Source organism: Heliobacterium mobile, from assembly GCF_009720735.1.
GTDB classification, from domain to species: domain Bacteria; phylum Bacillota; class Desulfitobacteriia; order Heliobacteriales; family Heliobacteriaceae; genus Heliobacterium; species Heliobacterium mobile.
Map to the genome: position 1 here is coordinate 148,511 of NZ_WNKU01000003.1, position 13,674 is coordinate 162,184.

Here is a 13,674-nt window from a genome sequence, read left to right on the forward strand (position 1 = left end):
CTTCGGATGCTCTTCCGTCTAGTCAAAAGGCTCGTGTTGAAAAAACACGAGCCTCTCAACGCCCCAGATGAGATTATCCTTTTTCCAGCAATACCTCAAATATATTCTCTCGATCGGCGAGATAAAACCGATCTCCCGATTTGAGCCGGACAGGTTGCTTGGGGCTGATTCGATCTCCATTGAAAAGATAGGTTCCATTGGTTGACGAACAATCTTCCAGAATGAATGTCCGACTGGGCTCTTCATAGCGGATACTGCAGTGAACCCGTCCAATATTGGTCTGATCTGGCGGGAAGATCACTTGACAAACCCGGGAGTCCCTACCTACGGTAAGAGGTTCCTTATCCATCTCAAAGGTTCGACCGATAAATGTGCCCACCAGTCCGCGAAGGATGGGCTTAGTCGACCGTGAATTCTCTGGATTCGTTGCAATGGGTTGAGTTACAGGGTTTTCTTGTGCTCCTTTTCTCTCTAAACCTTGCGGCCCGAGCCCTATGCCCTTCCCATTCGGTATGCTTCCGCCTGTTCCATGATTGACTCCTGGATTCGTAGCCGACGAGGGTACGGCCGCTTTCTTTTTTGACTGTACCATCATGATGGCGACTACACTGATGAGAACAATCATGGAGATTACACCGATGACAATCAACAGGGTTTTGTCTTGCGCTTGTGGAGTAGAAACTGGTGGATTCGCATTTATATTCTCTTTTGCCGGAGTATTTTTCTCATTCGGGTCGTTAGTAGCATTTGTCGATGTTTCCGGTGGGTTCAGGGGTTTAACTGCCGTATCTTCGTTGTCATATTTGATATTATTCCGGTCCAAATACTGCATGACTTCATCGCTTTGAATCGCCCAGGCGATCCCTTCGGATTCGATCTTTTTGACGTTGGGTTTTGCTCGGATCACGCCAACTACTGCACCCGCTTCATTGAAAAGGGGACCTCCTGAGTTTCCAAAGTTTACGGCGGCATCCGTCTGATAATGGTTAGTTCCTTTATCGTCCTTGTTTCTCCCGCTGATCACGCCACGGGTAATCTTTGATTCCGGCGGATGCTTGATTTGGGCAATGTTTGTCATCTTTTCGATATAGGCCGGGAAAGGATAGCCAACAGCATAAACAGCCTGGCCATCCTTGACGTTATCACTGCTGGCGAATCTGACCGGAACCTTACCGGATTTTTTGGTTAACTCAAGGATGGCTAAATCTTTTTCAGGCGACAGGCTTAAGATATGTGCCTGAATCGGTTCATCCTGATCCTTTACATAGACATAAAAATCGTATCCCCTTACACCATCCTCATCCGTTACGGCGTGCCTATTGGTTACCACATACTGTCCCTCTCGATCGACGATAAAACCAGAGCCGTACCCGACACGGTCATTCACGAAATAGGTTCGAACGTGTACGACGCTTTGCCGCATCTGATTCGCGTCGGGTTCGGCTTGTGCGGTCTCGACATAGGGAACAGTAACGAAAATTAGAGAAAATACGAATCCAAGGAGGATGGCGACCAAATTTTTTTTGATTCTAAGCATCGCTAGACCTCCATTTCCCTACTGTTTTTTGTTCGGCTCTCGCGTAATTGTGACGTTTTGGGTTGTTTCATCATATTCCATTTTGCCTTGGGCCACTTTGGCAATCCAGTTTATCGGGATCATGATTCGGCCATCCTTGAGCTCCGGCGCTCCTTCCATCGGTATTGCAATGCCGTTATCACCCATAAGCTTGGGAACGCCCGGTTTAACTATGTACCGAGTATTATCCCGAAGGAAGGACGCAGTCTGTGTATCCGGATCCCAATCCACTTGAACTCCGGAGGTTTCGGCCAATACTCGAACAGTGACGTAGATTATGCCATTTCGAATATAGGGGGCTACATCGGTTGTATATTTTTTATAGTTCTTATAAAAAACTTTTTCGCCAATTCTAAAGGTTAAGTTGGCACTTTGTGGCTCAAAGGACTGGGATGAGGGTGGATTTGTTTGTTCCGTTGTCCCGTTCGCGGACGTTGAGATAGTTGTATTACCGGGGGGTTCTTTCTTAGGTGGTTCTTTCACGTAAATCGCCAGACCAACGACTATCAAAATAGCTGCGACTGCCCCTGCAGCTATTTTCATCAACGTTTTGTTGTTTGAATTGAACTGTATAATCGTCGTTCCACCCGAATCTGATGCAACCATTGACGGATTTATTCCGTTGACCGAACTTACTCCTGGAGCATTGCCAGAAATGGGACTCGAAGCGGATTCGGGTACGGCATACGGGATAGATCCAGGTATTCCAGCCGATATGTTCCTTGGTGAAGCGCTGGATGGACTACCCAGGTTGAAGCCCGGCATACTACTCGGGGTGATATTCGGCAAGGCGCCAGGTACGCTGCCGGGTGCACCGCTAGGCATGAACGCAGCTTGAGGAACAGCGTGATGGTTTGTGGTAATACCCGGAGTGACCGGTCTAAACGGTTGGTAACATTGACTGCAGGCCATATTCTCGATGGATGTATTGGGTGCGACTCGATTTTGGGCGCCGCAATGTGCACAAGTGATAATCCGGTCGTCCATCACCAAGTTCGATCCGGTTAAAGCCATCTGAAACTCTTTTACACTTTGATAGCGATTTTCTGCTTTAACAGAGAGCCCTTTCAGAAGTGCCCATTCGACTTCCCGCTGAATCGTTACCCCTAGCTGCGAGGGAGCCTGAATAAGATCGGCATGCAGTCGATCGATCGCTGCCGGTGGAATAAGCCCCGTTATGGCCATGTATAAAGTCGCTGCAAGGGAATAAACATCGGTCCACGGCCCTTGGTGTCCTCGGCTGCGGTATTGTTCTTCCGGAGAGAAACCAGGCTTCAACAAAATCGAGATGTTCTGCGTAAAATCACCAAGGGCGTAACGAGCGGCGCCAAAATCTAGAATTTTAACTTGTTTCGTTTTGGTTATGTAGATGTTGTCTGGGCTGATATCCCGATGAAGCATCCCGGCAGCATGCACTTCTCTTACAGCATCCATCACCGGCATTAAGATGCTAAGGGCTGTATCGTAGGTGATGCGGCCAACAGAATCCAAGTATTCTTTCAGTGTCATGCCTTCCATGTACTGCATGACCATGTAGGCGGTTTCATTTTCCTGGAAAAAATCTTGGATTGCCACAATTCCAGGATGATGGGCAAACCGAGCTAAGGCTCGGGCTTCCTCCAGAAACTTATCTAATCCATAAAGGTATTGGTTACGTGCGTTGCCAGTGTAGATAAAGACCGTCAAATTCCCGTAGGATCGAGTCGTGAGATCGCGCGGAAAGTATTCTTTGATCGCCACGCGAGTGTTTAAAGTGGTATCCCAGGCCAGATAAGTGATGCCAAATCCGCCGTGCCCCAAAACACGCCCGATAACGTACCGGTTTTTGAGAAGGGTGCGTGATGGCAGTTGATGGGGTAGAATCACGGCTGATCCTTCCTCATAACTACAAGAGGGACAAACCGTTGCTTCCCCTTTTTGTCCCATGCAACCCATGCAAAGCTCTTCCCACATAGAAGTTCCCCCTCATACGATTACCATTACACTGACCCACATTGCCTTGAAGGCAACCTGGAGAACTCATCCTGATCATGCCTTATCTTTTTTCCATTGAAACCGGTCACCACAGAAGGGAACAAATTGTAACGTCGTTTCACCAATCTCAATCATGTCATAGGCTTGAATCGGTACAGGGATGGTGACTTCTTCGCCATTGATATACACCAACCCCCTTCCGTCACCTGGATGCAAGCGAAAACTATTCTTCTTCGGGTCATAGCTTACGATTGCATGATTTTCTCGGGAAATCGTTTCGTCAGCCCTGATGACAACATCCATCTTTTCCGAGCGTCCGATGAAGTTTTTTTCACTATGAAGACGGTAATCTTTGCCTAGTTCCGCTCCTTCAACACAGACCAACCACCCTACCACCCGGTCGTACCCTTTGACTTGAGTGACACCCCGTGTAGGTGGGATTTGTTCTCGTTGAGGAGTTTGAGGTTGGGACCAAGCCGGGGGTGAAGCTTGGGGTAAAGAAGGTACCCCATAGTCTGGACGTTTCGGCTGTGTGGGAGGAACTTCCATATAGGGAAATGTCCCCGATGAAAGAGGCCGGGTTACCGATGGATCAAAATTCTCTATCCCGCAGTATGGGCATGTACTGTGCATTTGTGGATCGTAATAGTGTCCATTGGAACATCGCTTCATCGTTTTCTCATCCCACCTTTCTATTTCATGGTGGCTGCGCCACTCGACATCATCCTTTAAGAACCTTCTCATTAAAAATTGTCTTTCCGCTTACCTTTTTCATTTTATTGGCGTTAGTTTTAAAGTATGTAAAGAAATCCTTAAGAACATAAATGAGCTTCACTACACAACAAAAAAATCGGAGCAATATTCCTAGCCTGGGAATATTGCTCCGATGATACGGTTCTTTTTCACTTTAGGCAGTCCGTTAAAGACCAAATCGTACGAATGCGATATCATTTCTTTGATTTCATCCTGAGGAACGGAACCGTCCATAAGAACGGTGTTCCAGTGCCGTTTGTTCATGTGATAACCCGGTGTGATTGCGCTGTACTTTTCTCGGAGCAAAATGGCCAGCATGGGATCGCATTTGAGATTCACTCGGAGGATATCTTCGTTGGTAAAGACTAAGGCAAACATCTTGCCACCAACGCGATAAACAGTCGTTTCAAAGTCAAACGGATACGTTTCCTCGGTTCCACGTTTTGTCATTACATAGCGATGCAGCCATTGATACGTAGTTTTTTTGTCCATGTTCTACACCTACAACGGTCAAAATGCCTTTAATGATCGCCAGCGGAGCTGATTTTTCTATATCCAAATCAAAAAAAATATATTAAAATATATGTCGAATATTGTCGAGTACAATTTAAAGATGAGACATTCTAGAAAGGTTTGGATAAATATAATGTATTTGTTTAAAAGGAAACATAAGAAACGATTAAGACCAATACGTTTGTTTGGTTCCATGCTTATGGTTTTAACTATACTTATTCCTGCGCCTGTAAATGCGGCAAGCACAGCATTACCTGAAATTCGAGGAGAATCTGGTTATCTTCTTGATATTCAATCTGGACAAGAAATTTACACTAAGAACGCTAACGAAAAACTAGAGCCAGCAAGTACAACCAAGATTATGACCGCTCTTTTAGCTATCGAATATGGAAATTTAAATGATAAGGTAACAATTACGAATACGGTTATTGATAGTAAATTAGTATACGGAACAGTCATTAATTTGACCCCAGGCGAGACGTTAACTCTGGATGATTTATTATATGCTACACTCCTAGATTCTGCAAACGATGCTGCTGTTGCTATTGCGGAATATATCGGTGGGAGTGTACCTCAATTTGTTGACATGATGAACGCTAGGGCTCAACAAATAGGTGCAACACAGACTCATTTTGTTAATCCTACCGGTTTAACTGACCCGCAGCATACTACAACTGCACACGACTTAGCGCTGATCGCCCGTGTCGCCTATCAGAATCCAATATTTGATCAATATATAAAAACAAAAGAACAATGGATCACTCGTTCCGTACAGGGTCAACCAACTCAAATGATTAATGAGAATAAGCTGTTATGGCGTGACCCGCATGTTGACGGCATGAAAGTAGGCTTTACCTCTCAAGCATTAAATTGTTTTGTTGCTACATCAACAGTGAATGGACGCAGTCTAGTAGGAGTGTTATTAAAATCACCGGTAGGAACTATCTGGAATGACATGTCCCATCTTTTTGAGTACGGTTTTACTCAAACAAGCAATATATTATACAAACCATCAGGAGCTTCAGTGGGTTCAATAATGGTTGGTTCTAAATCAGTTAACTTAAATCTAACAATACCAATTTATTTAACGAAAACGGTTGATGGACAATTGCCAACTGTCAATCTTCGAGTGAAACCCGTTTCAAATAAAAACGATCAAGCAAAAGAAAGTGAAGAAATTTCCACTGTTGAGGTTTGGAGCGGAAACAATCTCCTAAGCACTATTCCTCTCTCATCATCAGAAGAAACTATACCTCCCACAACACCTTTAACCACTAAGGATATTAATGATGATAGTAAATATTTATATGTTAAATGGTTTGTAGTTTTACTTTTGGTTATTGTGGCGCTTCGGATATATAGCAACTTACAAATAATAAAACGTAATAAATTGCGAAGAAACAGAAAATCTATTGGTAGAAGTAAGGCTTCAACGACCTAAACCCTGATTTACGGACCGTACAAAGACATTATATATTCCTGTCCAATAGAAGCACTCTAATTATTGGTATTACTTTAGGTTGAATAAGTTATGATAATTCTTAGCTCAAAATATTACAAAAAGGTCATAAGAGTCGTCTGAGAGATCCTGAAAAAGTAATAGTAAAAAACCTTGGCATATTTAAGAAAATATGCCAAGGTTTTTTACTAATGATTAAAAGTGTTAGTTACCAACTTTATATTTATTGATCAATCGAAGCCAAAAAATATGACTATTACTCCACCGTCACACTCTTCGCCAAATTCCGTGGCTTATCCACGTCACACTCCCGAGCCACTGCTGTATAGTACGACAACAACTGCAACGGAACCACAGCCAGGATCGGTGTCAGCGCTGCATGAGTCCGGGGGATGGTGAGTACATGTTCGGCAAACTTACCGATCTCACTATTCCCTTCCTGCGCCACGGCGATGACAAACGCATCCCGAGCTTTGACTTCCTGGATGTTGGACACGGTCTTGTCGAGGACCTGCTCCTGGGTAGCCAGAGCGATGACAGGGATCCGGTCGGTGATCAGGGCCAAGGTGCCGTGCTTCAGTTCACCGGCGGCATAGGCTTCGGCGTGGATGTAGGAGATTTCTTTGAGCTTCAGCGAGCCTTCCATAGCGACAGCGTAGTCGATGCTGCGGCCGATGAAGAAGACGTCGTTCCAAGCCTTGATCTGTTCGCTGATCTCTTTTACCTTGTCCGCTTGGGTCAGGACTGTTTCCACTTGGGCGGGGATCTGTTTTAAGGTTTCGGCGATGGCTTTGATCTCGCTGCAGGGAAGGGCGCATTGGCACTGGGCCAAGGCCAGGGCGACGATGTTCATGGCGACCAATTGGGTGGTGTAGGCTTTCGTGGAAGCTACAGCGATTTCCGGGCCGGCCCAGGTGTAGAGGACCGAGTCGGCTTCCCGGGCGATGGTCGAACCAACCACGTTCGTGATGGCCAGGACTTTGGCCTCCTTGGACTGGGCTTCTCGGAGCGCGGCCAAGGTGTCTGCCGTTTCACCGGACTGGCTGACGACGATGACTAAGGTCTTTTTATTGATGATCGGGTTCCGATAGCGGAACTCGGAAGCGATGTCCACCTCTACGGGGATGCGGGCGAGGTTTTCGATGACGTATTTACCGACTAAGCCGGCATGATAGGCGGTGCCGCAGGCGACGATGACGACTTTGTTGGCCTTGCGAAGCAGTTCTGTATCGATGCCGATTTCACTTAAATTGACGCCGTTTTCGTCAAAGCGTCCTTTGATCGTGTCCCGTAGGGCCTTGGGCTGCTCATAGATTTCCTTCAACATAAAGTGGTCATAGCCGCCTTTTTCGGCTGCGACAGCGTCCCACTTCACTTCAAAGATTTCCTTTTCAATGAGCTCTCCGGTTTTAGCGTCCTTGACAGTGGCGCTATCGGTGGTGAGGATGACCATTTCGCCGTCATTTAAGATATAGGTCTGACGGGTATGATTCAAAATAGCCGGGATATCCGAGGCCAGGAAGTATTCCTTGTCGCCGAGACCGACGACCATGGGGCTGTCTTTGCGGACAGCGACGATCTTGTCGCCTTCACGACGGCAGACAAAGGCCATGGCGTAGGAGCCTTCGATGACAGAGGCGACTTTGCGGACAGCTGCTTCCAGGTCCCCTTCGTAGAAGGATTCAACCAAGTGGGCCAGCACTTCAGTATCTGTTTCCGAGGTGAAGCGGTGACCGTCAGCGATAAGACGCTCTTTTAAGGTTTGGAAGTTTTCAATGATGCCGTTATGGACGACGGCGAAGTCGCCTTGGCAGTCCTGATGGGGGTGAGAGTTTTCATCGGAAGGCTTGCCATGGGTGGCCCAACGGGTGTGTCCGATGCCCATAAGGCCTGTAGGCGCGGCGTCACCCAGTTTTTCTTCTAAGATGGCCAGTTTGCCTTTCGCCTTGCGGACTTCAATGCTTCCCTCTTCCATAATGGCGATACCGGCGGAGTCATACCCGCGATACTCGAGTTTTTTCAGACCTTCCACCAGGATTGGGGCGGCCGGTTTGCCGCCGATGTAACCAACAATTCCACACATTTTTTTCGTTTCCCCTCTCGTATGTTGTCGGGCTGTGCCCCTCGAATCAAAACGGGCGCAAAAAAGCCGCCTCTTTCGCATCCCTTGGCGAAAGGCTTGGCGGCTCAAAGGCACAGATCTATCCCGACACTCACTGCCAGCTTTTTGTCTCCGCGATTGCTCCCGGGATTTGTAGCTAGGCTGTCGACCGTAAGCGGCCGAGGGGCCATCCGCCGAAATCTTCGATAAGCCCCTTCCTCGTCAACCGGAATCCACTTATGTACCCACTAGAATTTTAACCATGGAGTGAAATACCGGTTCTGGCGCTGCATATTCACCTGTCGAGTTCTGATACCTGTTAAGCCCTATTTCGAGTCATGATCATTGTATCAGTGGGACAAGAAGGCTGCAACCCTCCCGTAAAAATATTCTTTGCTCTTATCATTCCTAAACTTCTAACTTATTGCTCGATTCTTTTTTTTCGATAAATTGCCTGACTTCAAGGTTATTGAGGTTTTGATTCTGCAGGCGGCAATAGATGCAAAAGAAAGCGGGCAGGTCCAAAAAGTAAAGGGACCCGCCCGCTTCCTAAGGTGTACCTTACAGTTTGAACTTTGTGATCGACTGCTGCAGTTCTTGGGCTGTAAAGGAGAGGGATTGGCTGGCCGAGGCGATTTCCTCCATGGCTGCCGATTGTTCTTGAACACTGGCGGCGATGTTTTGGGTCTGACGGCTCGTATCCTGACTGGTTCGGCTTACTTCGTTCATTTGATCTGTCGCCTTCCTACTATTTTGGGCGATGCTTTGAGCCAATTCGGCAATGCCCTCCACATTGGTGGCTAAGGTCAACACCTTGTCGGTCAGATTATTGAAGATGGTTCCGGTACCAGTGACGATCTCGGTACTGCGGCTAACTTCCTGCCGGCCGACAGTCATCGCTTGGGTGATTTGGCCCATTTCCTGCTGAATCGTTTGGATCAGGACGGTGATGTCCTCTGTCGCCTTTCGAGACATTTCGGCCAACTTGCGGACTTCGTCGGCGACGACGGCAAAACCTCGGCCATGTTCCCCGGCACGAGCCGCTTCGATCGCTGCGTTGAGCGAGAGCAGGTTAGTTTGCGCAGCGATATCAGCGATAGTGCTGACGATTTGTCCGATCTCTTTCGACTGTTCATCCAGATGGGCTACAAATGTAGAAAGGTTCACGACGGCATCGCGGATTCGATCCATCGCTTCTTTCGCTGTCGAGACCGATCCGTGACCGTTTTTCGCCATCTCAGCTGTGTTGTGAGCCACTGCAGCCACTTGACCCGCCTGTACGGAGGCTTGATCCAGTTGAGAAAAAATCGACTGTACCGTACTGATGGCATCTTCAATGCTTTGAGATTGCCTGTCCGTATTATCAGCGACGTCGGAAACAGACGTCGCTATATGGTTGACCGTTTGAGCCGTTTGTTCAGCGCTGGCAGTTAATTCTTCCGACGAAGCGGACAAGGTTTGTGAGGCCGCGGCTACGTCGCCAACGACACGGCGAAGATTGTTCGTCATCTCTCGAAAGCTGCTCAGTAACGAGGCAAATTCAGAGCTCGCTGCCTCTGTCTCAAACCAAAGTGTATCGGTGGTCAGATCGCCTTCCGCGATCTGCCGCGCATTATCGGCGAGGTGAGTCACTAACCGGCTGATACGGCGGGATACAATATAGATAATCGCGATCAGACAGGCGATGACAATCACTGTAGAGATAAATGTCTTCTGCTTTAAGGAATCTACACCAGCATATTCTTCACTCACTGGGACGCCGATAACGAGCACCCAACCTGTATTTCCAACTTGATGTGAGGCGTACTGCTTTTCTACATTGTTAAAAACAAAACGCTGTAGGACTGGTTTTCCGCTAAGAAACTCTTTACCCGCAATTGCAAAGTCCCCGTTATCTTGGGTATTGATGTTATCTTTTAAAGTTAACGTAGGATGATAGACGAAGTTTCCTTGCTTGTTGATCAAAAAGCCATACCCTGTTTGAGCGATTTTTATCTTTGAAACCGACTCCTTTACGAGGTTCAAATCTAAGTCAGCAACGACAACGCCGAGGGTTTGATTGTCATCCCGTATGGGCGCAGCTATGCTGATGATATCTTTCCCGGTAATTGCGTCTTTGTAGATCTCTGTATACCCGACGGTTCCCCTTTGCGCATTTTTGCCGAGTAAGTACCAAGGCCGTTGTCGTGGATCATAACCGGCGGGTGGCACCCATCCCTTGGCGTCGACGACGTCACCGTTTTCTAACCCGATGAGCAGATTCGTCATACCCGGATTGTCTTTGAGAATGGCAAGGCCAATCGCCCGTTGTTGATCTTTTGTCATCTGATTGTGACCGATAATACCTGCATAATTTAAAACGGAATTTTCGCTTTCTCGCATTAATTGTTCAAGTTTGCGACTTTCACTTTCTACCTGATAGGCCAACGTATCTTTCAGTTGTTTGTCCATGATCACCGAAGCGTCATGATGAGCAAGGTATCCGAATGCCGCCAGACCCAAAAAAACGGGAGTGATCAAAAACAAGATAAGTTGGGTCATGAGGCTTGCTTTAAGGATTCTCATTTTTAGAGGCCCCCCTCTCATAGTATATGTACCAATTAATTATACACTGCTAATCGACATTATGTAACAAATTTCGACATTATTGTTTAATGGGTATAATTCGTCTTTACTTCTTAAAACCACTGCTTGTTCAGGACCGGATATAATCAAGTTTTTTGGCTATTCACCATTTATACTTAACCGTACTACTAGAACATTGCGCAACTTCGCTAAGTTATTTGTCCTGCAAACGAAAAACCGGGCTGGCTCATCGTTTTATGAGCCAACCCGGTTCTACATTTTGTATGCATACCTTTTTCGGAGGATATTACGCTTTCATACCATCCCTATCGTTCTATCGATTATAGTTTAAATTTCATAATCGACTGCTGCAGTTCTTGAGCCGTAAAGGCCAAGGATTGGCTCGCCGAGGCAATTTCCTCCATAGCAGCCGATTGTTCTTGGACGCCAGCTGCAATATTTTGGGTCTGACGAGTCGTATCCCGGCTAATCCGGCTTACTACGTTTAACTTCTCTGTAGCTGTTTTGCTTTCCTGGGCGATACTCTGCGCCATTTCAGCGATTCCCTCCACATCGACCGCCAAGGATAGAACCCTATCGGTTAGATTGTTGAAAATGTCTCCCGTACCGGTAACGATTTCGGTGCTACGGTGGACTTCCTGTTGACCGACGGTCATCGCTTGCGTGATCTGGCTCATCTCCTGCTGAATCGTTTGGATAAGGGCAGTGATATCTTCTGTCGCCTTCCGAGACATTTCTGCTAATTTGCGCACTTCTTCAGCGACGACGGCAAAACCACGTCCGTGTTCTCCGGCACGAGCCGCTTCAATGGCCGCGTTCAGGGAAAGCAGGTTGGTTTGGGAGGCAATGTCGGCAATGGTGTTGACGATTTGCCCGATCTCCTTCGACTGCTCATCCAGATGGGAAACGAATGTAGAAAGGTTGACTACAGCATCGCGGATCCGGTCCATGGCTACCTTCGCTGTCGTTACAGAGCCATGTCCATTTTTCGCCATCTCGGCGGTATTATGGGCTGTGACAGTCAATTGGCTAGCCTGGGCAGAGGTTTGATCCAGTTGGGAAAAAATCATCTGCACCGTGCCGATGGAAGCTTCGATGCTCTGAGATTGCTTTTCAATGTTGTTGGCCACATCCGTGACGGAAGCCGCCATGTGGTTGATTGTTTGCGCCGTTTGGTCAGCGCCGGCGGTCAATTCTTCCGACGATGCCGATACGGTTTGCGATGCAGCTGCCACGTCGCCTACAACACCACGAAGATTAGCCAACATCTCCCGAAAGCTCTCGAGTAAAGAGGCAAATTCCTCGCTTGCCACTTCTTTTTCAGACCAGGTCACAGAGGTGTTCAAATCGCCGCTCGCGATCTGCTTGGCCACTTGACCAATATAGATGACCAATCGACTAATCCGTTGAGATAGATAATAGATGAGCACGACCAAAATCGCGATGACGACACTTGTCGTCAGGAGATTTTGACGAGCCAGTTCATTAATGGGCGCATCGATTTCACTGTCTGGCATGTTCACGACGAGCACCATGCCGGTTTTACCGACCGGGTGGGAAGCATATCTTTTTTCTACGTCTTTATAAATAAAAGAGTCTAATACAGGTTTTCCACTGAGAAATGCTTTGCCCGCTTGCGCGAATGCACCATTGTCTAGTGTGAGGATATTTTCTGTAATGGGTAAGGTGGGATGATAGACGTAGTTTCCTTGATTGTTTATCAAGAATCCGTATCCTGACTCCCCGCTTTTTATATTCGCTACGGATTCTTTCAAATAGGTTAAATCAAGATCAGCGACCACGACACCAAGAAATTGGTCGCCCTTCTGTATCGGTGTTACAATGCTGATGACATCTTTTCCCGTGATGGCATCCTTGTAGATATCCGTATATTCAACAGAGCCAAGAGGGGTTTTCTTTCCTTGCTTATACCACGCACGTGTACGGGGATCATACCCGGCCGGTGGAACCCAGCCTTTTGCGTCTAAAGCTTCCCCGTTTTCAAATCCAATGAACAAGTTAGCCATGTTTCGGTGCACATTCATAATAGAGAGGGAAATGGATCGTACTTGTACCACGGTTAGGGGATTTTGACCCATGATTGCCGCCAGATTGCGTATGGAGTCTTCGTTTTCTTGCAGGGATAGTTCGAGGTTTCTACTTTCATTTTCAGCCTGGTAGATTAAGCTTTGATTAAGTTGATTGTTAAGCATGACTGAAGATCCATGATGAGCCAGGTACCCAACGGCCGCCATCCCCAAAATAACCGGAGTGATCAGAAAGAGGATGAGTTGGGTCATCAAGCTTGACTTACCACGTCGCAATTTGGTTCCTCCTTTCGAAAAAATTTACTAACTAAATTATACATTATTTTTTAACTAATTGAATAACATAGTTATGTTTTTACAAACATAAAATTGCATTAATTTTTAATTAGTTCGTTGAATTTCTGTACTATTCTGATTCTTCATATAGAAAAGCCGCTATAAATTAGTTAAAGTTAAGTTACCCTAACCACAGACTACTAACGAGAGGTGTTCTCATTTAATTTCTACAATGTAGAAAAAAGAACTCTATTCAAGGATAGACGCTATTTCTGTAGATGAAACTTGAGTGATAGTATAATTAGAAAACGCCTTGGTGGTAAAAAGAATAATACCACCAAGGCGTTTTGTGTTTCTATTATTGGAACCGAGAAAATCCCGGCATGTT

The 13,674-nt window shown here is 46.6% G+C and carries 8 protein-coding genes; 1 reads left to right on the plus strand and 7 read right to left on the minus strand.

All coding sequences use genetic code 11. The annotated features are described in order from the left end of the window. Nucleotides 1-73: 73 nt before the first annotated feature. The 4 genes from GJ688_RS04830 to GJ688_RS04845 all read right to left on the minus strand — a co-directional run bounded on the left by GJ688_RS04830 (nucleotide 74) and on the right by GJ688_RS04845 (nucleotide 4,795). The gene (locus GJ688_RS04830) at nucleotides 74-1,537 is read right to left on the minus strand and encodes a trypsin-like peptidase domain-containing protein (protein ID WP_155475414.1); all 1,464 of its coding nucleotides are present in this window, start codon (nucleotides 1,535-1,537) and stop codon (nucleotides 74-76) included. Nucleotides 1,538-1,555: 18 nt separating this feature from the next. After that, on the minus strand, nucleotides 1,556-3,529 hold the full coding sequence (locus GJ688_RS04835) for a stalk domain-containing protein (RefSeq protein WP_155475415.1): 1,974 nt from the start codon (nucleotides 3,527-3,529) through the stop codon (nucleotides 1,556-1,558). Nucleotides 3,530-3,604: 75 nt separating this feature from the next. Continuing rightward, nucleotides 3,605-4,222 carry an FHA domain-containing protein gene (locus GJ688_RS04840; protein ID WP_155475482.1) on the minus strand — a complete coding sequence of 206 codons (618 nt, stop codon included), beginning with the start codon at nucleotides 4,220-4,222 and terminating at the stop codon, nucleotides 3,605-3,607. Nucleotides 4,223-4,414: 192 nt separating this feature from the next. After that, nucleotides 4,415-4,795 carry an MmcQ/YjbR family DNA-binding protein gene (locus GJ688_RS04845; protein ID WP_155475416.1) on the minus strand — a complete coding sequence of 127 codons (381 nt, stop codon included), beginning with the start codon at nucleotides 4,793-4,795 and terminating at the stop codon, nucleotides 4,415-4,417. Nucleotides 4,796-4,949: 154 nt separating this feature from the next. On the opposite strand from GJ688_RS04845, the gene GJ688_RS04850 reads away from it, so the two are divergent. Next, entirely contained in the window at nucleotides 4,950-6,257 is a 1,308-nt protein-coding gene (locus tag GJ688_RS04850; protein ID WP_170291669.1) for a D-alanyl-D-alanine carboxypeptidase family protein, read from the plus strand. Between the two features lie 274 nt (nucleotides 6,258-6,531). On the opposite strand, the gene glmS is transcribed toward GJ688_RS04850, so the two are convergent. The 3 genes from glmS to GJ688_RS04865 form a co-directional block, all read right to left on the minus strand. Further along, nucleotides 6,532-8,358: a glutamine--fructose-6-phosphate transaminase (isomerizing) gene (gene glmS / locus GJ688_RS04855; protein WP_155475418.1), complete on the minus strand. Its 1,827-nt coding sequence runs from the start codon at nucleotides 8,356-8,358 to the stop codon at nucleotides 6,532-6,534. A gap of 579 nt (nucleotides 8,359-8,937) precedes the next feature. Next, complete coding sequence (locus tag GJ688_RS04860; protein WP_170291670.1) at nucleotides 8,938-10,941, minus strand: methyl-accepting chemotaxis protein; 2,004 nt, start codon at nucleotides 10,939-10,941, stop codon at nucleotides 8,938-8,940. A 341-nt stretch (nucleotides 10,942-11,282) separates the two neighbouring features. Continuing rightward, the gene (locus GJ688_RS04865; protein ID WP_155475420.1) at nucleotides 11,283-13,286 is read right to left on the minus strand and encodes a methyl-accepting chemotaxis protein; all 2,004 of its coding nucleotides are present in this window, start codon (nucleotides 13,284-13,286) and stop codon (nucleotides 11,283-11,285) included. Between the last annotated feature and the right edge of the window lie 388 nt (nucleotides 13,287-13,674).

Bases quoted from the DNA above. Each gene is read 5' to 3' on its own strand.
- GJ688_RS04830 (WP_155475414.1), bottom strand. From the start codon at position 1,537: ATGCTTAGAATCAAAAAAAATTTGGTCGCCATCCTCCTTGGATTCGTA.
- GJ688_RS04840 (WP_155475482.1), bottom strand. From the start codon at position 4,222: ATGAAGCGATGTTCCAATGGACACTATTACGATCCACAAATGCACAGT.
- GJ688_RS04845 (WP_155475416.1), bottom strand. From the start codon at position 4,795: ATGGACAAAAAAACTACGTATCAATGGCTGCATCGCTATGTAATGACA.
- glmS (WP_155475418.1), bottom strand. From the start codon at position 8,358: ATGTGTGGAATTGTTGGTTACATCGGCGGCAAACCGGCCGCCCCAATC.
- GJ688_RS04850 (WP_170291669.1), top strand. From the start codon at position 4,950: ATGTATTTGTTTAAAAGGAAACATAAGAAACGATTAAGACCAATACGT.
- GJ688_RS04860 (WP_170291670.1), bottom strand. From the start codon at position 10,941: ATGAGAATCCTTAAAGCAAGCCTCATGACCCAACTTATCTTGTTTTTG.
- GJ688_RS04835 (WP_155475415.1), bottom strand. From the start codon at position 3,529: ATGTGGGAAGAGCTTTGCATGGGTTGCATGGGACAAAAAGGGGAAGCA.